The organism is Leisingera sp., from assembly GCF_034669605.1.
Taxonomy (GTDB): Bacteria; Pseudomonadota; Alphaproteobacteria; order Rhodobacterales; family Rhodobacteraceae; genus Leisingera.
In genome coordinates, this window is the sequence record NZ_JAXMOX010000066.1 from 1 (window position 1) to 21,065 (window position 21,065).

General features: G+C 66.4%; 21 protein-coding genes and 2 riboswitches. Of the genes, 4 read left to right on the top strand and 17 right to left on the bottom strand.

All coding sequences use genetic code 11. The features are described 5' to 3' along the window. Both VOI29_RS10245 and VOI29_RS24615 read left to right on the top strand, forming a co-directional pair. On the top strand, window positions 1–3,004 hold a 3,004-nt coding region (locus VOI29_RS10245), incomplete at its 5' end, for an efflux RND transporter permease subunit (protein ID WP_323778422.1). Between the two features lie 229 nt (window positions 3,005–3,233). Then, the gene (locus VOI29_RS24615) at window positions 3,234–3,941 is read left to right on the top strand and encodes a transposase (RefSeq protein WP_416361514.1); all 708 of its coding nucleotides are present in this window, start codon (window positions 3,234–3,236) and stop codon (window positions 3,939–3,941) included. A 100-nt stretch (window positions 3,942–4,041) separates the two neighbouring features. On the opposite strand, the gene cobF is transcribed toward VOI29_RS24615, so the two are convergent. The 10 genes from cobF to cbiE all read right to left on the bottom strand — a co-directional run bounded on the left by cobF (window position 4,042) and on the right by cbiE (window position 11,494). Further along, window positions 4,042–4,794, bottom strand: coding sequence for a precorrin-6A synthase (deacetylating) (gene cobF, locus VOI29_RS10255; RefSeq protein ID WP_323778424.1), 753 nt, complete (start codon window positions 4,792–4,794; stop codon window positions 4,042–4,044). Window positions 4,795–4,867: 73 nt separating this feature from the next. Continuing rightward, window positions 4,868–5,371, bottom strand: coding sequence for a hypothetical protein (locus VOI29_RS10260; RefSeq protein ID WP_323778426.1), 504 nt, complete (start codon window positions 5,369–5,371; stop codon window positions 4,868–4,870). Window positions 5,372–5,436: 65 nt separating this feature from the next. Then, window positions 5,437–6,135 (bottom strand): CbtA family protein, encoded by a 699-nt coding sequence (locus VOI29_RS10265; RefSeq protein WP_323778428.1) that lies wholly within the window; start codon window positions 6,133–6,135, stop codon window positions 5,437–5,439. Window positions 6,136–6,139: 4 nt separating this feature from the next. Next, window positions 6,140–6,310 carry a CbtB domain-containing protein gene (locus tag VOI29_RS10270; RefSeq protein WP_024089135.1) on the bottom strand — a complete coding sequence of 57 codons (171 nt, stop codon included), beginning with the start codon at window positions 6,308–6,310 and terminating at the stop codon, window positions 6,140–6,142. Between the two features lie 34 nt (window positions 6,311–6,344). Then, window positions 6,345–6,562, bottom strand: a riboswitch (cobalamin riboswitch). Window positions 6,563–6,730: 168 nt separating this feature from the next. Continuing rightward, the gene (locus VOI29_RS10275; protein ID WP_323778430.1) at window positions 6,731–7,066 is read right to left on the bottom strand and encodes a DUF1636 family protein; all 336 of its coding nucleotides are present in this window, start codon (window positions 7,064–7,066) and stop codon (window positions 6,731–6,733) included. Beyond that, a complete protein-coding gene (gene cobA, locus VOI29_RS10280) occupies window positions 7,063–7,797 on the bottom strand; it encodes a uroporphyrinogen-III C-methyltransferase (protein WP_323778431.1) in 735 nt (244 codons plus the stop codon). Before cobA ends, VOI29_RS10275 begins: the two co-directional genes overlap by 4 nt. After that, window positions 7,794–9,113 (bottom strand): cobyrinate a,c-diamide synthase, encoded by a 1,320-nt coding sequence (locus VOI29_RS10285; RefSeq protein WP_323778433.1) that lies wholly within the window; start codon window positions 9,111–9,113, stop codon window positions 7,794–7,796. The genes cobA and VOI29_RS10285 overlap by 4 nt, the downstream gene beginning before the upstream one ends. 16 nt (window positions 9,114–9,129) lie before the next feature. After that, the gene (cobM, locus tag VOI29_RS10290) at window positions 9,130–9,924 is read right to left on the bottom strand and encodes a precorrin-4 C(11)-methyltransferase (RefSeq protein ID WP_323778435.1); all 795 of its coding nucleotides are present in this window, start codon (window positions 9,922–9,924) and stop codon (window positions 9,130–9,132) included. Beyond that, complete coding sequence (locus tag VOI29_RS10295) at window positions 9,921–10,298, bottom strand: cobalamin biosynthesis protein (protein WP_323778437.1); 378 nt, start codon at window positions 10,296–10,298, stop codon at window positions 9,921–9,923. The genes cobM and VOI29_RS10295 overlap by 4 nt, the downstream gene beginning before the upstream one ends. Continuing rightward, the gene (cbiE, locus tag VOI29_RS10300) at window positions 10,295–11,494 is read right to left on the bottom strand and encodes a precorrin-6y C5,15-methyltransferase (decarboxylating) subunit CbiE (protein ID WP_323778438.1); all 1,200 of its coding nucleotides are present in this window, start codon (window positions 11,492–11,494) and stop codon (window positions 10,295–10,297) included. The genes VOI29_RS10295 and cbiE overlap by 4 nt, the downstream gene beginning before the upstream one ends. On the opposite strand from cbiE, the gene VOI29_RS10305 reads away from it, so the two are divergent. After that, window positions 11,493–12,233, top strand: a complete 741-nt coding sequence (locus tag VOI29_RS10305; protein ID WP_323778440.1) for a cobalt-precorrin-6A reductase — start codon at window positions 11,493–11,495, stop codon at window positions 12,231–12,233. The two genes, cbiE and VOI29_RS10305, sit on opposite strands and share 2 nt — an antisense overlap. Here the strand turns inward: VOI29_RS10305 and cobJ are convergent. The 7 genes from cobJ to VOI29_RS10340 all read right to left on the bottom strand — a co-directional run bounded on the left by cobJ (window position 12,230) and on the right by VOI29_RS10340 (window position 20,358). Beyond that, window positions 12,230–12,994, bottom strand: coding sequence for a precorrin-3B C(17)-methyltransferase (gene cobJ, locus VOI29_RS10310; protein WP_323778442.1), 765 nt, complete (start codon window positions 12,992–12,994; stop codon window positions 12,230–12,232). The two genes, VOI29_RS10305 and cobJ, sit on opposite strands and share 4 nt — an antisense overlap. Next, the gene (locus VOI29_RS10315; RefSeq protein WP_323778444.1) at window positions 12,991–13,707 is read right to left on the bottom strand and encodes a precorrin-2 C(20)-methyltransferase; all 717 of its coding nucleotides are present in this window, start codon (window positions 13,705–13,707) and stop codon (window positions 12,991–12,993) included. The genes cobJ and VOI29_RS10315 overlap by 4 nt, the downstream gene beginning before the upstream one ends. Before the next feature lie 3 nt (window positions 13,708–13,710). Beyond that, the gene (locus tag VOI29_RS10320) at window positions 13,711–14,340 is read right to left on the bottom strand and encodes a precorrin-8X methylmutase (RefSeq protein WP_323778446.1); all 630 of its coding nucleotides are present in this window, start codon (window positions 14,338–14,340) and stop codon (window positions 13,711–13,713) included. Between the two features lies 1 nt (window position 14,341). After that, entirely contained in the window at window positions 14,342–15,514 is a 1,173-nt protein-coding gene (cobG, locus tag VOI29_RS10325) for a precorrin-3B synthase (RefSeq protein WP_323778448.1), read from the bottom strand. Then, complete coding sequence (cobN, locus tag VOI29_RS10330) at window positions 15,511–18,756, bottom strand: cobaltochelatase subunit CobN (RefSeq protein ID WP_323778450.1); 3,246 nt, start codon at window positions 18,754–18,756, stop codon at window positions 15,511–15,513. Before cobN ends, cobG begins: the two co-directional genes overlap by 4 nt. 154 nt (window positions 18,757–18,910) lie before the next feature. Beyond that, window positions 18,911–19,945: a cobalamin biosynthesis protein CobW gene (gene cobW, locus VOI29_RS10335; RefSeq protein ID WP_323778452.1), complete on the bottom strand. Its 1,035-nt coding sequence runs from the start codon at window positions 19,943–19,945 to the stop codon at window positions 18,911–18,913. 2 nt (window positions 19,946–19,947) lie between these two features. Continuing rightward, window positions 19,948–20,358 carry a DUF1636 domain-containing protein gene (locus VOI29_RS10340; protein WP_323778454.1) on the bottom strand — a complete coding sequence of 137 codons (411 nt, stop codon included), beginning with the start codon at window positions 20,356–20,358 and terminating at the stop codon, window positions 19,948–19,950. A 97-nt stretch (window positions 20,359–20,455) separates the two neighbouring features. Next, a riboswitch (cobalamin riboswitch) is annotated at window positions 20,456–20,661 on the bottom strand. 50 nt (window positions 20,662–20,711) lie between these two features. On the opposite strand from VOI29_RS10340, the gene VOI29_RS10345 reads away from it, so the two are divergent. Further along, window positions 20,712–21,065: cob(I)yrinic acid a,c-diamide adenosyltransferase (locus VOI29_RS10345; protein ID WP_323778456.1), on the top strand; the 354-nt coding region annotated here is incomplete at its 3' end.

Consider the following 21,065-nt stretch of genomic DNA (forward strand, 5'->3'; position numbering starts at 1 on the left):
GCAAATCGCCCCGCCGACGGTTGAGGTCAGCGCCAACTATCCCGGCGCCTCGGCCCAGACGGTGAACAACACTGTCACCCAGGTCATCGAAGAACAGATGACCGGGCTTGACGGTCTGCGTTACATCAATTCCTCGTCCACCTCCACCGGATCCGCCTCGGTGACGCTGACCTTTGAAACCGGCACCGACCCGGACATCGCGCAGGTTCAGGTCCAGAACAAGCTGGGCCAAGCCACTCCCCTGCTGCCCGAAACCGTGCAGCGCCAGGGCGTCACAGTGCGCAAATCCTCCGGCGGCTTCCTGCTGGTGGCGTCGCTGGTCTCCACCGACGGCCGGCTCGATGCGGTTGACCTGTCAGACTACATGGTGTCCGGCATGGTGGATGAATTCAGCCGCCTGGAAGGGGTCGGCAACGTACAGGTTTTCGGCGCCCAATACGCCATGCGGATCTGGCTCAACCCCGAACAGCTGGCCGCCTTCGAACTCAGCCCCAGCGACATAGTGCGGGCGGTCTCGGAAGAAAACGCCCAGGTCTCGGCCGGCTCCTTCGGCTCGCTGCCTGCGGTCGAAGGACAGGCGCTGAACGCAACCATTACCGCCCAGTCGCTGCTGACGACACCCGAGGATTTCGAACAGATCGTGGTGCGCGCCGAGACCGATGGCGGTCTGGTGCTGCTGCGCGATGTTGCGCGGGTGGAAATCGGCGCCGAAAGCTACACGACATCGGCCCGTTTCAACGGCTCGCCCACGGCCGGTATGGCGATCCAGCTCGCCTCCGGCGCCAATGCGCTGGACACCGCCGAGCGGGTGAAAGCGCGCCTGGAAGAGGTCTCGCAGTTCTTCCCGGAAGGCGTCGAATATGTGGTCCCCTATGACACCACGCCGTTTGTGAAGATCTCGATCGAAGAGGTGGTGAAAACGCTGTTCGAAGCGATCGTGCTGGTGTTCCTGGTGATGTTCCTGTTCTTGCAGAACCTGCGGGCAACGCTGATCCCGACGCTGGCGGTGCCGGTGGTTCTGCTCGGCACCTTCGGTGTGATGGCGGTCTTCGGCTTTTCCATCAACACGCTGACCATGCTGGCAATGGTGCTGGCGATCGGCCTGCTGGTGGACGACGCCATCGTAGTGGTCGAGAACGTCGAGCGGATCATGGAGGAGGAAGGGCTGGATCCCGTCGAGGCCACGCGCAAGTCGATGGGGCAGATTACCGGCGCACTGATCGGCATTGCGCTGGTTCTGTCCGCGGTGTTTGTGCCGATGGCCTTCTTCGGCGGCTCTACCGGAGTGATCTATCAGCAGTTTGCGATCACCATCGTCTCGGCGATGATGCTGTCGGTGGTGGTGGCGCTGACGCTGACACCCGCCCTGTGCGCCACGATGCTGCGCAAGCCCGACCACGGCGCCCGCAGCCGCGGCGTCTTCGGCCTGTTCAACCGCGCTTTCGACAGGCTGACGCGCGGCTACGGCGCGACGGTCGGCTATGTCATCCGCCGTCCTGTGCGGATCGGACTGATCTACCTGATGATCGGTGCAGTGATGGTCGGCCTGTTCCTGCGCACCCCGACAGGGTTCCTGCCAGAAGAGGATCAGGGCATCCTGTTCACCATGGTGCAGGGGCCGACCGGCAGCACTGCTGAAGCGACCGAAGAGGTGCTGAAACAGCTTGAAACCCATTACCTCGAAACCGAGGCGGAAAACGTCAAATCGCTGTTTACCGTGCGCGGCTTCAGCTTTGCCGGGCAAGGGCAGAACATGGGCCTCGCCTTTGTCAACCTCAAGGACTGGGAAGAGCGCAGCACCCCGGACCGCAGCGTCCAGGCCATTGCAGGGCGCGCTTTCGGGGTGTTTTCCCAGATCCGCGAGGCCTTTGTCTTTCCCATTGTTCCGCCCGCGGTCATTGAGCTGGGCAACGTCAGCGGCTTCGACTTCTATCTGCAAGCCCGCAACGGCCAGCCGCATGAGGAGCTGGTGGCCGCCCGCAACCAGCTGATGGGGCTGGTGGCGCAAAGCGACAAGATCGCCTCGATCCGCCCCAACGGTCTGGAGGATGCGGCCCAGTTCAACCTGAATGTCGACTGGAGCGCGGCCGGCGCCGTGGGGATTTCCGCAACCGACGTGGGTGAGATGCTCTCGGTCGCCTGGGCCGGGCGCTATGTTAACGACTTCCTCGACCGCGGGCGCATCAAACGGGTCTATGTGCAGGGCGACGCCCCCTACCGCATGGTGCCCGAGGACATCGAACAGTGGCGGGTGCGCAACGACACCGGCGGTATGGTTCCGTTCTCGAACTTCTCCAAGGCCAGCTGGCGGTTCGGCCCGCAGGGCCTGTACCGCTACAACGGCGTTGCGGCGATCCAGTTGCAGGGCAGCCCGGCCGCGGGGGTCACCACCGGCGAGGCAATGGCGGAAATCGAAGCGCTGATGGAACAGCTGCCGCCCGGCTTCCAGGCCGAATGGACCGGCCTGTCGCTGGAGGAACGCGAGGCGGGCGATCAGGCCGCGCTTCTGTATGCGCTGTCGCTGGCGGCAGTGTTCCTGTGCCTCGCCGCGCTGTACGAAAGCTGGTCGATCCCCTTTGCGGTAATGCTCGCGATGCCGATCGGTGTTGCCGGCGCCCTGACGGGGGCCTGGCTGGGCGGGTTCGAGAATGGCGTCTATTTCCAGGTGGCCCTGCTCACGGTGATCGGCCTCACCGGCAAGAATGCGATTCTGATCGTGGAATTTGCCCGTGACAAGGTGCAGGCCGGCGAGCCGCTGCTGGCAGCGGTGAAGGACGCATCGCAGCAGCGGTTCCGCCCGATCCTGATGACCTCCATGGCCTTTTCGCTGGGCGTTCTGCCGCTGGTGCTGTCTTCCGGCGCAGGTGCGGGCGGGCGCACGGCGATGGGCTCAGGCGTCATGGGCGGCGTCATCTCCGCGACGGTTCTGGGGGTTGTGTTCGTGCCGCTGTTCTTCGTGGTGATCTACCGGCTGATCCGGGGCCGCAACAGAAAGCCCGTGTAAGCAGGCGCAGGAGCGGAGTTGCTGCAGCAGCGCGATATTTAGCTGTCCTGCGGCATTTGAGGGTGGCCCCGGATCAAAAGCTTCCGGCGTCCACAGCGCGTAACCAGACCCGCCGGGATTGTTCAGTCCCGGCGGACAAATGGCATCCTGATGACGTGCTGATCCGGACGTTGCTGCGCCAAAAGTGACAGAGATTCCCTTCGCGATTTCTGACGGTTGGATCCGACGCATGTCGAAGCCTTCTCCGCCCAGCTACCGCAGGGCAGACTGGCCGGCCTGCAATGCCTCCCTGTACAGACGCGGTTCGTTATCAGTCTGGTTCGGTCACGCCATGAACTGGAATACGAAAAAGTCCGGCGAGCGTGGGCGGTCTGAAACCTGCGCGGATGCTGCGATCCGAACTTGCATCATGTTGAATGTGGTTTTCGGCTTGCCGCTTCGCCTGCCGCTTCGCCAGACAGTTCGACTGGCCGAGAGGCTGTTTCAGATGGCCGGGCTCACTGGCCCATGCCGGATTTCTCGCCGCCACGCCGCCGCAACGGGCGCCCTTGGAAAGGGGGGGCTATGGCAGCAGTATCAGCCGGGTCGCTCCCCCGTGCCCTTCGCCACGCCGCGCAGCTGCCGCAAGGGCAGACCCATCACCTCTCCCTTCCCATCTGTGCTGCCCGGCCTGGTTCGACGCTGGCAGCTTCTTTCTGAGCTGTGCAAGTTTCACCGGATTTGGCCGCGCCCCGGCATAGCGATGCACAAGACAGTCCAGCATTTTCTCCTCTTGGACCCCGGCCGCACCGGGGCCGGACTGGCTGGCGGAACCGGCGGAAGGGATGCCCCCGCCGACGGGTCGAGGCACCGCAGCCCCAGTCGCGGCCCATGCCCAGAAACTGAACGGGAAACGCGGCAAGATGATCCGCCGCATCGCTCAGCGGAGTGCCCCTGAAGCCTCCGGCGAGGAAATCCGCAGGCTGCTCCTCAGTTGCAGTAAACAGCATTGGCGCTCGCGCTGTTTGCAATGCCGTTCCGCCCCTGACGGCGGCGGGTCAGCACCGCCGCAGCAGGTAGATGTCCATGATCCAGCCGTGCTCGGCCCGTGCCTTGGTGCGGGTTTCAATGATCTGGGCCGCAACCTCCGCCAGCGGGCCCGCTATGGAAATCTGGTTCTCCATGCCGGCATAGGCGGTCCAGAAGATCTCGATCCCCTGCGCCGCAATGGATTGAAACGAGCATTCCCCGTCCAGCATGATCACCAGCGTATCGGCACTGTCCGGCCAGCCGTTTTCCCGCAAGCGCCGCCCGGTGGTGATGGTGAACGGCGCGCCGATTTCATTGATCGGGATCGCATGGGCGGCAGTCAGCGCCTGAACCGAGGTGATGCCAGGGATCACCGTCAGCTTGATCTCCGCCAGCGTCTTCAGCCGCTCGGCAATCCGCATGGTGCTGTCGTACAGCGACGGATCGCCCCAGACCAGAAACCCGGCCTTGCCGCCCGCGGGCAGGTTTCCGGTGATGTTCTGCCACCAGATTTCCGCGATGGCGTCGTGCCAGTCGTCCACCCGCTTGCGGTAGCTTTTGGTGGCCTCGTCGCGCACGGGCAGGGCGAATTCGACGATCTTCGGCCCATTGCCCTTGATCGCCCGGTCGCAGATCGCGCGCCTGAGGCCGGCCAGATCGTCCTTTCCCGCGCCCTTGTTGGGGATCAGGATCAGGTCCTGCGCGTTCAGCGCGTCGATTGCCTGCAGCGTCATGTGCTGCGGGTTGCCGGTGCCGATGCCGATCAGGCAAAGCTCAATCATGACGGGGCCTTTCACATGAAAACACGGCCCCCTATGGAGCCGTGCCGGAGTTCTTGCAAGCCTGCAGTTGCGGTCAGGAGCCGTCGCCGTCAGCGGGCGCGGTGGTTTTGGCTTCAACCGGTTCGCCTGCAACCAGCAGCCGGCTGTGGCTGTTGGTGTTCAGCGACACTTTCACCTCGGCGCCGTCCGGCAGCGACGGGATGTGCATCCAGCCGGCATAGAGGCGGGAGATTTTTTCGCCGTTCACATAGACATGCGCATGGCCTTCGCCGGGCACGTCAGCGGCAGAGGCGTGTTCAGGCGCAAAGCGGAAGTTCTGCGGTGTCGCCTGCAGGTTCCATCCGGCCATCGGGTCCTTGATCAGCCGGATCGCAACGCTGGGCGCGTCGCCGCCGGCGGGCAGGTCGACCGCAGCAGAATGATCATGGGCCATGGCTTCTGCCGCGGATTTGCCATGGTGGGCCGGGTCGCCGTGGTCATGACCGTCAAAGGTGACGCCATTGCCGGCGGCAATCACAAAACCGGCGCCGCCGCCGAAGATCAGGCCAATGGCAAAAAGAGCAAGGGAGCGGGGCATCGTGTTATCCTCGGAAAAAGACTGTCCCCGCCGGTTCTGGCCGGCGGGGGGCAGATCAGGCGGGATCAGGCTGCGGCGGCTGCGCGCTTGCCTTCAACCTGCCAGAAATAGCCGGCGAAGCTGCCCAATAGCACCCAGGCGGCCATGCCGATGCCAAAGGCACGGGCGGCAAACAGCGCGCCGATCTCGGTCGGCACCGGGCCCGAGAAGGTCTCCGGCTCAGGCGCGCCAACGATATGCGGACCCATCAGCAGCAGGGCTGCGATCAGGATGCTCACCAGGTTGCCGCCAAAGGCGATCAGCCACATGGCGACACCGCCCGCAGCCACTGTCACGGCCCACCAGATCTGGCGCACGCCGACGTCAGCGGCGGCGACACCCGGCACTTCCGGCGCCAGCGACAGGCCCGGTGCAAAGTGGAAGGTGATGAACCCCGCCAGACCCCACAACAGGCCGGTGCGCGCGTTGATCTCATGCCCCTGGCGCTCGGCCACAGACATCAGCGCCGCCATCACAAGCGCATAACCGGTATAGGTCAGCATGGTGAAGATGATGCTCAGGCCATCGCGCACCGGCTCGGCAAACAGGCCGGGCAGGGCAGGATGGGCGGTGACCGGGTCAGCGCCGAAATGCACCAGCGCGCCGCTCTCATACAGCTCGGCGTGGAGCAGCACGGGCTGCACGAAATAAAGCTGCAGCAGGGCGGTAATCAACCCTGCTGCAGCGCCAGCGAACAAGCCGCTGGTCAGAATGCGGCTGAACATGGCCTTAGTGGCAGGGGAAGCCGGTGGCGTGGCGCACGTCATGCGCGGCGTCATGCAGGGCAGATGCCTGAACATGGCCGGTCAGCGTGATGATCCCCAGCCCCAGAACCACGGCAAACAGAGCCGGAAGTACACTGGTGCCGGCAGCAGAAGCCTTAAGCGTATTGGTCGTCATTTGTAGTCCTCCCTACCGTCACACCCGACGGTATAAGTTGCGTCCGTTACACGGCCGGTCTCCTGACTCGCGGGTCGCTGCTGCCTTCCTCCTTCCCGGCGCCTTCACGCCAGTGGATATTGGAAGGCCGCTCGCCGCTCACAGTCGCGGGGGCGGTTGAGGCTTCGGTGCCGCGATTTGGTCCACCGTCCTCATTCCCGTTTCAGTCCCAGTGCTTAGGCACTATCAGACACCGTATCGGATTGTTCTGCCCTGCGGGGATGCGTCCGGTCAAGGAAGAATCCGCCAGGTTTGCGCTCTGCAGCGTCATGCGGGGCAAGTTTCACGGCACAGGTGAGCTGCCGCAGCTGCAGGCGGAAATTTCAAATTTTCCGGCCAAAATGCCGCGCCGGGTTGTTGCCGCCGCCCGCTGCAGGCGGGCTACTCCAAATCCGCCGGGATCCGGGCAATCGCCTTGAACCGCAATTTTCCCAGCGGCCGGGCATCGGCGAAATTGCCATCCCGGCTGCCCTCATACATCCGCAGGAAGGTCAGCACATCCGGCAGATCCTCTGCCGTGACCTTGCCGAACAGATAGGCGGTCTTGCCGCATTGGCGCACCGCCAGCGTCTGCGGCTGTTTGCAGCCGGACATGCAATCCACCTGCTGCAGCTGCGCCTTTACCCCCGATGCCTCCAGCGCGGCACGGACCTGCCCGAACAGGGCAGGGTCCGCGCCGCGGCAGGTGCGGCACAGGGTGACCGTGGGCAGGCTCATGCGCCGGGCAGGTCCGGCTCCGCCAGCGGACCGTACAGGATCAGCACCGGCGCGGTGGTTTCCATCTCCCGCAGCAGGCGGGGCAACTCGCCCACGGTATGGCGGTGCAGCGACTGTTCCGGGGTTGAAACCCCCAGCGCCACCAATGCGGGCGTGCTCTCCGGCAGGCCGGCCTCCATCAGCTTTTCAGACAGGCCCGCGAAGGTGCGCTTGCCCATGTAGACAACCGTGGTTGCCTCTGCGTCCGCCAGCGCCGCGATGTTCAGATTGTCCGGCAGGCCGCCGGTCACATCATGGCCGGTGATATATTGCAGCCGCCGCGCGGTCAGCCGCCGGGTCAGCGGAATATTCGCCGCCGCCGCTGCCGCCGAGGCCGCGGTCACGCCGGGCACGATCTCAAACTTGATGCCGGCGCTGCGCAGGGCTGTCATCTCTTCCTCAAGCCGCCCGAACACGCCTGAGTCGCCCGACTTCAGCCGCACCACATTAAGGCCGGAGGAGGCATAATCCACCAAGAGCCGGCTCACATGGTCCTGTTTGGGCGAGGGGCGGCCCGCCCGCTTGCCGACGCCGACCAGATCGGCATCCTCACGGGCGTGGTTCAGGATCGGCCCCGAGGACAGATCGTCAAACAGCACCGCATCCGCCGCCTCCAGCCGCTTGACGGCCTTGACCGTCAGCAGCTCCGGGTCGCCGGGGCCGGAGGACACAAAGCTGACAAAGCCGCTCATGCCTGCTCTCCGGTGATCAGGTGGAAAAACGTGCCGGTGACATGGCCCTTGACCGAGCCGGTCTCGGGCACCGGCCCGCCATCGGCGTCCATGACATTGGCCAAGGGCGCGTCGGGTTCTTCCAGAATGGTGGAGTAGTGGAACTCATGGCCGCGCAATGCTGTGCCGGCCGCAAACCCCGGCATGTCCGCCTGCAGAATGGCGCGGCGGTAGCCGAGGTGGAACTTGCGCTTCTCGTATGAGGTCACCAGCCCCAGCAGCCCGGCCATCCGGTGCCGGTTGCCGTCCTTGTCGATCAGCGCTTCGCCCAGGGCCATGTAGCCGCCGCATTCGCCATGCACCGGTTTGGTCTCGGCATGTTTGCAAAGCCCGGCGCGGAAGCTCTCCGCCGCCGCCAGCGCGCCGCCATGCAGTTCCGGGTAGCCGCCGGGCAGCCAGACCAGGTCGGCATCCGCAGCAGGCGCTTCATCCGCCAGCGGGGAAAACGGCAGGATCTCTGCCCCCGCTGCGCGCCAGCCGGTCAGCAGATGCGGGTAGGTAAAGGAAAACGCCGCATCCCGCGCCAAGGCAATCCGCTGGGCCGGGGGCAAGGGCAGCTTAGCCGCCGCCGGGGCAGCCCCCGCCAGCGCGGCGTATTTGATCGCCTCCAGATCAACATTCTCGCGCAGAAAGGACGCGTAGCCGGCAATCGCCGCTTCCAGATCGGGATGCTCCACCGCCTGGATCAGGCCCAGATGCCGTTCCGGCAGGGTCAGGTCGCCGCGGCGGGGCAGAGAGCCCAGCACCTTGATCCCCGCCTTTTCCATCCCCAATCGGGTCAGCCGCTCATGCCGCGGGCTGGCCACCCGGTTCAGGATCACCCCGGCAAAGGGCACATCGCTGTCATAATTCTTGAACCCCAAGGCCGTGGCGGCCGCCGATTGCGCCTGACCGCCCACGTCAACCACCAGCACCACCGGCCAGCCCATGCGCTTGGCTGTTTCGGCTGAGGAGCCAAAGCCCGACTGCCCGCGCGTTGCCACACCGTCATACAGCCCCATGGAGCCTTCGCCGATGCAGATTTCCGCGCCTGCCGCCTGACCTGTGACCGCATCCAGCAGCTGTGCATCCATCGCCCAGGTGTCGAGGTTGAAACTCGGACGCCCTGCAGCGGCCAGGTGAAAGGCCGGGTCGATGTAGTCCGGGCCGCTCTTGTAGGGCTGCACCGCCAGCCCGTCCTCGGCCAGTGCCCGCAGAAGGCCCAGCATCACGGTGGTCTTGCCGGTGCCCGATGAGGGCGCCGAGATCATCAGTCCGGGAGGGTTCATATCAGTCATCAGCTCACTCTTCCCCTCAATCGTCCCCATGGCTCCAGCTCGACCACGGGCTGTCAGCGCTTTGCGGCCGGTAGCGGCGGTCGTACTCAGTCGAATAAAGGCAGCTTTCGTCAAAGCCTTCGCCCTTCAGCACCGGACCCACCAGGATCAGCGCGGTGCGGGAGATCTTCTCGTCCAGCGATGCCTTCAGGGTGTCCAGCGTCGCCCGGATGATCTGCTGATCCGGCCAGCTGGCACGGTAAACCACGGCGACCGGGCAGTCGGCGCCGTAATGCGGAGTCAGGCTGTCCACCACATGGTCCAGATTGCCGATCGACAGGTGGATCGCCAGCGTGGTGCCGGTTCTGGCGAAATTCTCCAGCGACTCCCCCGCAGGCATCGAAGACGCGCGCCCCGGCGTGCGGGTCAGCACCACCGATTGCCCCAGACCGGGCAGCGTCAGCTCGGTCCCCAGCGCCGCCGCAGCGGCGGCAAAGGACGGCACCCCGGGGGTGACGCTCACCGGGATCCCCTCGGCCTTCAGGCGGCGGATCTGCTCGCCCATCGCCGACCACACCGACAAATCGCCGGAATGCAGCCGCGCCACATCCTGGCCCGCCGCATGCGCGGCCTTGATCTCTGCCACGATGGCCTCAAGATCCATCGCCGCGGTGTTCACCACTTTGGCGTCCGCCGGGCAGTGGCTGAGGATTTCCTCCGGCACCAGCGAGCCCGCATAAAGGCACACCGGGCAGGCCGCGAGGATATCGCGCCCGCGCAAGGTCAGAAGGTCGGCAGCGCCCGGTCCGGCGCCAATGAAGTGAACGGTCATGGCTCAAGTCTTTCTGCTATGGCCGCGGTGGCAAGCCCATCCGCGGTGACAACTCTTGGGGCGAGAAGGCGCGCCCCGGCACCCGGTGCCCCGTGCCGCGCTCCGGCCAGCGCCGCGGCTTCCGCCAGCGACCCGGTGCCGAACCGCGCCTTGATCCGGGGCGAGCAGGTGAGGGTCTGCTCCCCGGCAATTTCCCGGTCCTGCAGCGCAATTACCGGCAGGCCGATGCTCTGCGCAAATTCCTGCATCGCGGGCGCTTCCGCTTTCTCCGCAATGGAGGCCAGCGCATCCACCTCAACCCCGGTCAGCGCCAGCGCCGCCCGCAAATCCGCTGCGGTGGCGGCGGTGCGAAATCCGATGCCTGCCACTTTCATCGGCTGACACTCCACTGAATGACGGGCCGGGCCCGCCGCCAGTCGCGCATCGAGCCAAGGGGCCCCGCTTCTGCGATCTCGGCCTTCAGCAGCTGGCCGCCGCGCGCCGCATGGGCCTGCATCAGCAGGGTTTCGGTCTCCAGCGTGACACCATTGGCAACCAGCCGCGTGCCTGTGGGCAGGATTTCCCACAGATGGTCCAGCAGCGCTTGCGAGCCGCCGCCGCCGATGAACACGCAATCCGGCAGGGGATGGCCCGCCAGCACGTCCGGCGCCTTGCCCGGAACCGCCGTCATCCGATGATCCAGGCCAAACCCCGCCGCATTGGCACGGATGTTCTGCAACCGGCTTTCTCGCGGCTCGAATGCGATCGCCCTTGCGCCGGATGCCGCAAGGCACCATTCCACCGAAACCGAACCGGACCCGCCGCCGATATCCCACAGCAGCTCGCCTGCGCGCGGGGCCAGCGCCGACAGTGTCAGCGCCCGGATGGGCCGTTTGGTGATCTGCCCGTCGCTGGCAAACAGATCATCCGCCAGACCCGAGGCTTGCGGCAGGCCCCTGCTGCCCGCAGTCTCAACCGCCACCGCAACCGGCGCCTGAATGTCCTGGAGGCTGAACCCTTCAGCCGAGACAGAGCGCACCCGCTGGCGCGGCCCGCCGAGGCATTCCATTACAGTAAGCCGCGAGGGGCCGAACCCTACAGCCGCCAGCCACTCGGCCAGCTCTGCCGGCGCCGCCCCGTCGCGCATTGTGCAGATGACGCGCGTCCCGTTGCCCAGAACGGGGCGCAGCCGCGCATAAGGCGCCGCATGCAGGCCAAGGCACAGCACTTCCTCCAGCTTCCAGGCCAGATGGTTCGCCGCCAGCGCAAAGGTGGAGGGCACCGGGTGCGAGACCCACTCTCCCGCCTCCAGATGCCGGGACAGCGACCCGCCGGCGCCGTGCCAGAACGGATCGCCAGAGGCCAGAACGGCGACGCGCCGTCCGCGCATTTCCAACACCGGACCGATCGAAAACGGCACCGGCCAGGGCTGGCCTTTGCTGCCTGCGCCGGCCAGTTCCAGATGCCGCGGGCCGCCAAAGATCGCTTCGGCTTCGGCCAAGGCCTTCCGGCTTGCATCGCACAGGCCTTCCAGTCCATTTTCGCCCAGACCGATAATCGTCAGCCAGTGCTTTGAAAGGCTATCAGACATGACACGCATCCTCTTGCTGGGCGGCACCACCGAGGCCTCGGCGCTGGCCAAAACCCTCGCTGAAACCGGCGCGGATGCGGTGTTTTCCTACGCCGGCCGCACCGCCAGGCCCGTCAATCAGCCGCTGCCCACCCGCGTCGGCGGTTTTGGCGGTGCCGAGGGACTGGCCGCTTACCTGCACAGCGAGGGCATCACCCATGTGGTGGATGCAACCCATCCCTTTGCCGCCCGGATGAGCCGCAATGCGGTGCATGCCTGCGAATTGGCAGAGGTGCCGGTTTGCGCCCTTGTACGCCCGGCCTGGCAGGCCGGGGAGGGCGACCAATGGGTGCATGTGGATAGCATAGAGGAAGCCGCCGAAGCTCTGCCCGAGGCGGCAGCCCGGGTGTTCCTGGCAATCGGCAAGCAGAACCTCACCCAATTCGCAGCCAAGCCCCAGCACCATTACCTGCTGCGGCTGGTGGACGCGCCGGAGGCGGAATTGCCGCTGCCGCATACCACGGTTGAAATCGCCCGCGGCCCGTTTGACGCGGCGGGTGACACTGCGCTGATGCAGCGCCACGGCATCACCCATGTGGTTGCCAAGAACGCCGGCGGTGCGGGTGCTGCGGCCAAGCTCGCTGCCGCGCGCGAACTGAGCCTGCCGGTCATCATGATCGGCAGGCCGCAGGTGCCCGAGCGGCCCGTTATGGGCAGCGTGGCAGCGGTTATGGCCTGGCTCTCGCATCCCTTGGCTTAACCCTCAGCCGCGTAGCGGGGGGTATAGACATAGCTGCCGATGCGCCGCGTGCCGCGGTTGCCGACAATCACCACAGTGCGCATGTCGGCCATCTCTGGCGTTGCATCCTTCAGCGGCACGGTCAGCAGTTCCTGCCCGGGCTTGGTCACGTCGCGGGCAAAGGTGATCAGCGTGTCGGCGCCGCAGGCCTCGCGCAGGATTTCCAGTGCGCGGGCAAACTGATGCGGCCGCGACTTGGAGCGCGGGTTGTAAAACGCCATTGCCAGACCGGCTTCGCCAACCAGCTGCAAGCGCTTTTCGATCAGGCTCCAGGGCTTCAGGTTGTCGCTCAGGTTGATGGCCGCAAAATCATGCCCCAGCGGCGCGCCAATGGCGGCAGCTGCGGCCAGCATCGCGGTGATGCCCGGCAGAACCTTGATCTCCAGATCCAGCCATTCCGGTTTACTTTCGGCGTTGCTTTCCAGCGCTTCGAACACGGCAGAGGCCATGGCAAAGACGCCCGGATCGCCGGAGGACACCACGACAACCCGTTTGCCCTCGGCAGCCATCTCCAGCGCGTGGGTGGCGCGGTCGATCTCGACCCGGTTGTCGGTGGCATGCAGGGTCAGCCCCTGGCGTGGATCGATGCGTTTGACATAGGGGATATAGCCAACAATATCAGTGGCTTCCTCAATGGCGTCGCGCACTTCCTGCGTTACCAGTGCTTCGTTTCCGGGGCCAAGCCCGGCAATCACAACCCAACCGTTTTGCGATAGTTTCATGGCCGGCGCCCCTGTCCGTGAACCAGTACGATGGAGAAATAAGGCACGTCGCCGTCGATCTCCGAGAGCTTCTGCACGGTCTGCCCCGGCATGGTGCCGCGTTCGACCAGCCACGCGTCCCCGGCACGGCCCGCCCGCTCCAGCGCGCGGCGCAGCTTGGGCAGGTTGCGGCCGATCTTCATCACCACCAGCGCATCGGTGTTCGACGCGCGCTCCGTCAGCTCATCCTCGCTGAGGGTGGCCATCGCCACGGTCAGCACATCGTCGCCCCAGGTGATCGGCTGGCCGGAGGCGGTCCAGCAGCCGGACATGCCGGTGATGCCGGGCACGATTTCCTGCGCGGAGCGGCCCTGCAGGCGGGTGTAAAGATGCATGTAGGAGCCATAGAGGAACGGGTCGCCCTCGCAGAGCACCACCACGTCCTCGTCCTGCGCGATCTCGGCCAGGGTGTCGGCCCATTGGTCATAGAACTCCGCCAGCACCCGGTTGTACTCGGGGTCCGCGAAATGGATCTCGGTGGTGACCGGGTATTCCATTGCATGTTCGGTGACACCGTCACCCAGCATACCCTCGACAATGGCGCGGGCCTGGCCCTGGCGGCCGGCCTTGCGGAAATAGGCGATGTGGCGCGCGTTTGAGATCAGCCGGTGCGAGCGGACGCTCATCAGGTCGGGATCCCCGGGGCCAAGCCCGGCGCAGATGACTTTACCCATGGGTTACTCTTTCCAGCTCGCCAGCGCGTTGACCGCTGCGACAGTGATGGCGGAGCCGCCGAGGCGGCCCTTCACGATCATCGACGGCACCGGCAGGTCTTCCATCAGCGCGTCTTTCGATTCCATCGCGCCGACAAAACCCACCGGGCAGCCGATGATGGCGGCGGGGCGGGGGCAGGCGGGATCCTTGAGCATGTTCAGAAGATGGAACAGCGCGGTAGGGGCATTGCCGATGGCAACCACGGCCCCCTCCAGTTTCGGCCGCCACAGCTCCAATGCTGCGGCAGAGCGGGTATTGGACATTTCCTTGGCCATGTCAGGAACCTTGGGGTCGCGCAGGGTGCAGATCACCTCGTTGTCCGCGGGCAGGCGCGGGCGGGTGATGCCTTCGCTGACCATATAGGCGTCACAGAGGATCGGCGCGCCCTTGGCAAGTGCTGCACGGGCACATTCGGCCATGCCCTCGGAAAAACGCACGTGCTCTTCCAGGCCCACCATTCCGGCGGCGTGGATCATGCGGACAACAACGCTTTCCTCGTCCTTGTTGAAGCGCCCCAGATCGGCCTCGCGGCGAATGGTGGCAAAGCTTTCGGCATAGATCGCCGCGCCGTTGGTTTCATAGGTGTGGAGCATGTCAGTTGCCCTCTTTCAGAAGTTCGGGAGCGGCGCGCAAGGCGGCGGCGCTCAGGCGGGTCTTTACGGGCTGATCCGCGGCAGTGCCACGGCGGATCAGAGAGAATTCTTCCTGGCCGGTTGCAGTCAGGGTCAGCGGCGCGGTGCCCGGGCAGGCGCAGCCCTTGGCGCAGCCGGAGATATGCAGCTTTGTTCCCGCGGGGACATGCGGCGCTAATTGGCGCGCCAAGCCCCTGGTGGAGGACAGCGCCTGCAGGCAGCCGGGCGCGCCGGTGCAGGCGACGACCTGCAGGCGCGGGTCCGCTGCGTCCAGGATCAGGCCGGGCAGCGGCGGCAGGCTAGCGGCACCTTCCACCAGCAGCATCCGCCAGGGGGTGAGGCGGACAGGCCCATGATCTGCCAGCCGTGCCAACGTGGCGGCGGGCATCTGACCGAACTCCAAAGCGGCCAGTGTCCCCGCGGGGACAGCGCCCGGTTTTGCGGTGAAGCGGGCGCGTGCCATCGGTGCGGCATGCGCTGCCGGCGGCCCGCGGCGCGCGATCAGACGGTGCATCCTGCCGCGGCCTTCGGGCGCGCCGCCCTGCTTGAGAAACCAGCGGGCCAGGGCCAGGGCTTCGGCAACGGCGGATTCACGTGTGACGGGCGTGCCGGTCTCCGCGCCGCCGGCGCGCAGGATCAGGGTGCCGCCTGCGCGCTCAATGCGGATGTCGGCGGCGGTGTCTTGCAGCACAGGGGCTTCGCCGCAGTCCACGGCAAAGCCGAATTTTCCGGGCAAAGACAGGTCCGTTGCGGCTGTCAGCGCGGCGCTGAGGTCGGTGGCGATGGCGTGGGTGTCGTCACCCTCAGCCCAGAAGGGAGCGAGGAGGACATTGCGGCGGGCTTCGGCCTGTGCATCCGGGTCGAGGAGGCCAAGGCCGCGCAGCCCCTCAATCAGCGCCTCATAGCGGTCCGCGCGGAGGCCGCGCATCTGCAGGTTGGCGCGGGCGGAGATATCCAGCAGCCCATTGCCGAAGTCCTGCGAAAGTCTTGCCACACCGCGCGCCTGGTTAACGGAGAGTTTACCAAGCGGCGCGCGGATGCGCACGACCAGCCCGTCGCCGGACATCATCGGGCGCAAGGCTCCCGGGCACCAGCCGTATACCTTAGGCGTACCGGAGATGGCCCCGCCATTCATGCGGCGCCCTCCAGCTCTGCCATGATCGAGTTGCGCCGGGTGCTCCAGAGGCCCGCGTCATACAGCGCGCGGAAGCGGTCGCGCATGGCCTGAAGTGCGTCGGGGTTTTCGCGCTCCATGAACGCCACCAGATCGTCGCGGCCCAGGGTGGCCTCGAAATAGAGATCGAACAGATGCGGCTGCACCACCTGCGCCAGATGCGCGAAGGCGGCCATGTGGTCGAGGGTGGCGGCGATTTCTGCCGCGCCGCGGAAGCCGTGACCCATCATCGCGGTGGCCCAGTCCGGATTGGCGGCGCGGGCGCGGGTGACGCGGGCGATTTCCTCGCCCAGAGAGCGCGCCTGCGGCTTGTCCGGGCGGGTAGCGTCCATGTGGTAGAGCGCGGGCGCCTTCTGGCCGATGCGGGCCATGGCAGCGGCAAAACCGGCCTCATGCGCGGCATAATCCGAGGCGATCAGCAGGTCGGTTTCCGGCAGATCCTGCAAATGCACGAAACTGTCGGCGCCCTGCAGCCGGACCTCCAGCGCCTCGCGCGCGTCGCTGATGGCGCCCTTGGCATCGATAGCGTGGGAGGAGGCGTTGAGCCAGGCTTCGCCCGCCGCGGCGCGGGCCGCGTCGGTATAATCGTCCAGATGCGGGTTCATCGACAGACCGTACTGGCCCGGCTTGGGGCCAAAGACGCGCGGGGTCTCGGTGAGATAGGGGTTGTCGGCCTGGGTTTCTTCGCGCTGGGCGAGGGCGGCGGCGGCAGTTTCGAACATCTGCGCGAGGCCGGGAAACACATCGCGGAACAGGCCGGAAACCCGCAGGGTCACGTCGATGCGGGGGCGGTTCAGCATCGACAGCGGCAGCACCTCGAAGCCGGAGACGCGTTCGGAGCCTTCGTCCCATTTGGGGGCGAGGCCTGCGAGCTGCAGGGCCATGGCAAATTCCTCGCCCGCGGTGCGCATGGTGGCGGAGCCCCAGAGGTCGATCACCAGCCCCTTGGGCCAGTCGCCGTGGTCCTGCAGGTGGCGGCGCAGCAGCTCTTCTGCCAATTTGACCCCTTGCGCATGCGCCGCCCGCGACGGCACCGCGCGCGGATCGGTGGTAAAGAGGTTGCGGCCCGTCGGGATCACATCGTCGCGGCCCCGGAACGGCGAGCCGGATGGGCCGGGAGGGACGATCTTGCCGCCCAGGGCCGCAATCAGGCCGGCGCGTTCTTCTGCCCCGCATTGGCCGGTGCCGAAGATATGCAGCCCTTCGCCGTACTGGCTTTCCTTGATGTCGCAGACAAAGGCGTCGATGCGGGTGATCGCCTCGGCGGGAGAGGTGCCGGGGGTAAGGCCCAGATCAGCCTCGACGCCGGTGCCTTGCGCCTCGGCGCGGATATCGCCGATCAGCCGGTCGCGGCGGGCCGGGTCCAGGCCGTCGGCGGTGGAGTATTCATCCAGCAGGCTTTCAAGCCGGGCCATGCCGTCGGGCAGGCTGGTCTGCGCCAAGGGCGGCGGCAGGTGGCCAAGGGTGATGGCGCCGATGCGGCGCTTGGCCTGTGCAGCCTCGCCGGGGTCGTTGACGATGAAGGGATAGGCGACCGGCAGAGGGCCGGTCAGGACCTCGGGCCAGCAGCTGCCGGAAAGGGCCACCGCCTTGCCCGGCAGCCATTCCAGGGTGCCGTGGGCGCCGATGTGGACGAGGGCGTCTGTTTGCGCGCGCAGCCATAGATAAAAGGCGGCATAGGCGTGGCGCGGGGTGCGGTCGAGGTCGTGGTAGTCATCGACGCGGGTTTTCACCTCGCCGCGTTCGGGTTGCAGCGCGATCAGGACATTGCCTGCGCGCAGGGCCTTGAAATGAAAGGCGCCATCGCGGCAGTCCGCGTCTTCTTCCGGGCTGCCCCAAGCCTCGGCCAGGGCGTCCTGCAGGTCTTGCGGCAGGGTGGCAAGGGCCTTGAAGTACTCCTCCAGCGGGACGCTGAGAGTCTCCTGCATCAGCCGCAGGCCGGTGTTTTCCAGCGCCTCGACAGCGTAGCCTTGCGCTGCCAGTTCGCGCAGGATTTCGTCGCAAGAGGCCAGCGCGTCCAGCCCCACCGCGTGGGCGAGGTTGTGGTCGCGGCCCGGATAGGTGGACAGGATCAGGGCAAGGCGTTTGTCTGCGTTCGGCAGATTGGCAAGCCGCAGCCAGCCTTCGACGCGGTCGACGGCGGCTTTGATGCGGCCCGGATCGGCGCGGTGGGCAAAGCGGGAATACTGCAGGTCCGGGTCTTTCTTGCCCGGCGATTTGAAACTGACGACGCCGGCAAAGATGCGGCCGTCAACCTCGGGCAGCACCACATGCATGGCGAGATCTGCGGGGGAGAGGCCGCGGCCGGCCTCGGCCCAGTCCTTTTTGCGGGCGGTGGAGAGGGCGACCTGAAACACCGGGCAGCCCGTGGTGGAAAGCGGAGAGGCGCTGCCGTCGGTGCCTTGGGCCGAAAATGCGGTGGCGTTGATGATGGCCGCCGGGTTCAGCGCGGGCAGCTTTTCGCGCAGCCAGTCTGCGGCGGCCGGGGCCTTGAGGCTGGCGGCAAAGATGCCATAGGCGGCATAGCCGCGGCCGCGCAGGTCTTTGATCAGCGCATCGGCCGGGGCGGTGTCTGCGGCGGTGAGGTAGGAGCGGTAGAAGCTGACCAGCACCAGCGGTTTGTCCTGCGCCGGCAGGTCGGGCAGCACGCCCCTTTCCGGATCGTAGAACCCATGTTCCGGCATCGTCTTGAGGCCGAGGACAGGACCAGCGTAGAGGCCGGCCGCGAGAGCCAACTGGGCCAGGGCTGCCTGTGCCGCAACCGCGCCGCCGGCATCGCAAAGCGCCTGCAGGCGGCGCAGGGTGGAGACGGGCAGGGTGGAAAGCTCATCCAGCCGTGCGTCCTCGCGGCCGTCGGCGGGCAGGATCGCCAGCGCAATGCCCTTGCGCCGGGCCAGGTCCTGCAGGGTGGCGAGGCCGTAGGGCCAGTAGCTTTCGCCGCCGATCAGGCGGACGAGGACGCCCTTGGCGCCCTCCAGTGTCTGTTCCGCGTAGACGTCGACCGACAGCGGGTGCTTGAGCGCCACCAGATTGGCGACGCGCAGCGAGGGCAGCTTGCCGTCCGCACGGTGCCAGCCCGCCGCAAAAGCGCCGAGGTCGCTGTCGGAGAAGGACAGCACCGCAAGGTCCGCGGGGGTCTGCCCGAGGTCTTGCGGGGTATCGGTCTCGTCAAGGCCGTGGCTTTCGCGGAAGACGACGTGCATGGGTCAGGCCTTTCGCGATGGGCGCCATGACGCGCGGAGGACAGCCCCCGGCCGCGGGTGGGGGTAAAGCCCCCGCCCGGGGGGGCAGCCGGGGGCTGTCCGGCCCAAGGGCCGGTCAAGACAGCAGCTATCATCGCCCCAAGCCAGCATCAGCTTACGCCCCCAGCTCGGCGCGGATCGCCTGCTCGTCGATGTCGTCATGCTCGGCGATGACCACCAGGGCGGTTTTGCGCGGCTGCGCGCCCCAGGGCTGGTCGTACTGGGCGCGCAGACGCTCGCCCACGGCCTGAACCAGCATCCGCATCGGCTTTCCTTCCACCGCGACATAGCCTTTGACGCGCAGGATGTTGCGCTCGCGGGCGAGTTTCACGATCGCATTCTGCAGCGCTTCCGGGTCGGATACTTCGCCCATTTCGACAACGATGCTTTCAAAATCGTCATGCTCGTGGTCGTGGTGGCCGTCATGGTGGCTGGGGCGGGCGTCGAGATCGTCCTCGGCAGCGGCACCCAGGCCCAGGATGATGCGCGGGTCGATGACGCCTTCGCTCATCGGCAGGATCGGCAATTTGCGGGGCGCCTCGGCCTCGATCACCGCGCGGGCCTTCTCGACCCCTGCGTCGCCGGCCAGGTCGGCCTTGGACAGAAGCACGATGTCGGCGCAGGAGATCTGATCCTCGAACACCTCGGACAGCGGGGTTTCGTGGTCGATGCTGTCGTCCGCTTCGCGCTGGGCCTGCACGGCGTCGAGATCGGGGGCGAACTGACCCTTGGCGACCGCTTCAGCATCCGCCAGCGCGATCACGCCGTCGACGGTGATGCGGGAGCGGATTGCGGGCCAGTCAAACGCCTTCAGCAGCGGTTTCGGCAGCGCCAGGCCGGAGGTTTCAATGACGATGTGGTCGGGCTGCTCGGGCAGGGCCATCAGCTGCTCGATGGTGGGGATGAAGTCATCGGCCACGGTGCAGCAGATGCAGCCGTTGGCCAGCTCCATGATGTTTTCCGCCGGGCAGTTTTCATCGGCGCAGGATTTCAGGATGTCGCCGTCCACACCGGCGGTGCCGAACTCGTTCACCACCACCGCCAGGCGTTTTCCTTGCGGGTTCTGCATCAGGTGGCGGATCAGCGTGGTTTTACCTGCGCCCAGAAAACCGGTGATGACGGTGACGGGGATCTTGTTGAGATCGCTCATGATTACTCCTCGGAGAAGAACTTGGCCGGCGGAATGCGGGCAACGGATTGCTTGCGGAAGGTTTGCGGGCGCTGGCGCCAGGGCACGAGGCCATCGGCGGTGCCGGCATAGGCTGCAGCGCCTTCCAGGATTTCGGGGACATGCTGGTCCGGGTCGAGGTCGCCGTAGACATAGGTCCAGCGCTCGGCGCCGCCGATCAGGGCAACGGCGCAGCCGCGCTTGCAGGAGGACAGGCATTCGACACCGCGCAGGCGGACTCCCTCGGGCATTCCGGCCTCTTCCAGCGCGGCGTGCAGGATGGCTCCGGGGCGGGCGGCCTCCGGGTCGGCGCCGTCGCGGCGGCAGGTAAGGCAAACCGTCAGCGTGACCGGTCCCGGGGTGCTGGCGGGGGGGGCCGCCTTGTCTTCTGCCATTGGCGCGTCTCCTGTCGCGTCAGGCAAGCAGGGACATGGCCAGAAGGGGGCAATGCGTGCCTGCCCCTCAACCGGTCGCGGAACACCCCGCCCGCCCGTTGAACTCTCCTTCGCTGGCAGGTCTCCCGGCTTGCGGATGCCAAGGCGCGGGGCCTTGCCGGCCATCCTGCCTTCCCGGGGATCACCCAGTGGCATGGCGGCCTCATCCGGTCACGGTCGCGGGGGCGGCTGTGCTTCGGCCCGCATGGCCTTCACATTCCCTCTTCGCCTGCTTTCGCAGGAACCAGCGAAACCCCCTTGCGCTATCGTGCCCTTCTTTGTCAAGACATGGGTCAAACAGCTGGAGAGCCCCCATGAGCGAAAAGTCTGAAACCGGCATCTCAGAGGAAGAAGCCGCCCGTCACGCTTCCAAGATGGCCAAGAAGAAGGCCGCGCGCGACCGGATGATGAAGACCAAGGAGGGCGAGAAGGGCCTGATCATCGTCCACACCGGGCCGGGCAAGGGCAAATCGTCCTCGGGGTTCGGGATGATCATGCGCTGCATTGCGCATGGGATGCCGTCGGCGGTGGTGCAGTTCATCAAGGGCGCCTGGCAGACCGGCGAACGCACCCTGATCGAGGAAAACTTCAGCGACCTGTGCCAGTTCTATGCGATGGGCGAAGGCTTTACCTGGGAGACCCAGGACAAGGCCCGCGACATTGCCGCC

Bases quoted from the DNA above. Each gene is read 5' to 3' on its own strand.
- VOI29_RS24615 (WP_416361514.1), top strand. From the start codon at position 3,234: ATGTCGAAGCCTTCTCCGCCCAGCTACCGCAGGGCAGACTGGCCGGCC.
- cobF (WP_323778424.1), bottom strand. From the start codon at position 4,794: ATGATTGAGCTTTGCCTGATCGGCATCGGCACCGGCAACCCGCAGCAC.
- VOI29_RS10260 (WP_323778426.1), bottom strand. From the start codon at position 5,371: ATGCCCCGCTCCCTTGCTCTTTTTGCCATTGGCCTGATCTTCGGCGGC.
- VOI29_RS10265 (WP_323778428.1), bottom strand. From the start codon at position 6,135: ATGTTCAGCCGCATTCTGACCAGCGGCTTGTTCGCTGGCGCTGCAGCA.
- VOI29_RS10270 (WP_024089135.1), bottom strand. From the start codon at position 6,310: ATGACGACCAATACGCTTAAGGCTTCTGCTGCCGGCACCAGTGTACTT.
- VOI29_RS10275 (WP_323778430.1), bottom strand. From the start codon at position 7,066: ATGAGCCTGCCCACGGTCACCCTGTGCCGCACCTGCCGCGGCGCGGAC.
- cobA (WP_323778431.1), bottom strand. From the start codon at position 7,797: ATGAGCGGCTTTGTCAGCTTTGTGTCCTCCGGCCCCGGCGACCCGGAG.
- VOI29_RS10285 (WP_323778433.1), bottom strand. From the start codon at position 9,113: ATGACTGATATGAACCCTCCCGGACTGATGATCTCGGCGCCCTCATCG.
- cobM (WP_323778435.1), bottom strand. From the start codon at position 9,924: ATGACCGTTCACTTCATTGGCGCCGGACCGGGCGCTGCCGACCTTCTG.
- VOI29_RS10295 (WP_323778437.1), bottom strand. From the start codon at position 10,298: ATGAAAGTGGCAGGCATCGGATTTCGCACCGCCGCCACCGCAGCGGAT.
- VOI29_RS10305 (WP_323778440.1), top strand. From the start codon at position 11,493: ATGACACGCATCCTCTTGCTGGGCGGCACCACCGAGGCCTCGGCGCTG.
- cbiE (WP_323778438.1), bottom strand. From the start codon at position 11,494: ATGTCTGATAGCCTTTCAAAGCACTGGCTGACGATTATCGGTCTGGGC.
- cobJ (WP_323778442.1), bottom strand. From the start codon at position 12,994: ATGAAACTATCGCAAAACGGTTGGGTTGTGATTGCCGGGCTTGGCCCC.
- VOI29_RS10315 (WP_323778444.1), bottom strand. From the start codon at position 13,707: ATGGGTAAAGTCATCTGCGCCGGGCTTGGCCCCGGGGATCCCGACCTG.
- VOI29_RS10320 (WP_323778446.1), bottom strand. From the start codon at position 14,340: ATGCTCCACACCTATGAAACCAACGGCGCGGCGATCTATGCCGAAAGC.
- cobG (WP_323778448.1), bottom strand. From the start codon at position 15,514: ATGAATGGCGGGGCCATCTCCGGTACGCCTAAGGTATACGGCTGGTGC.
- cobN (WP_323778450.1), bottom strand. From the start codon at position 18,756: ATGCACGTCGTCTTCCGCGAAAGCCACGGCCTTGACGAGACCGATACC.
- cobW (WP_323778452.1), bottom strand. From the start codon at position 19,945: ATGAGCGATCTCAACAAGATCCCCGTCACCGTCATCACCGGTTTTCTG.
- VOI29_RS10340 (WP_323778454.1), bottom strand. From the start codon at position 20,358: ATGGCAGAAGACAAGGCGGCCCCCCCCGCCAGCACCCCGGGACCGGTC.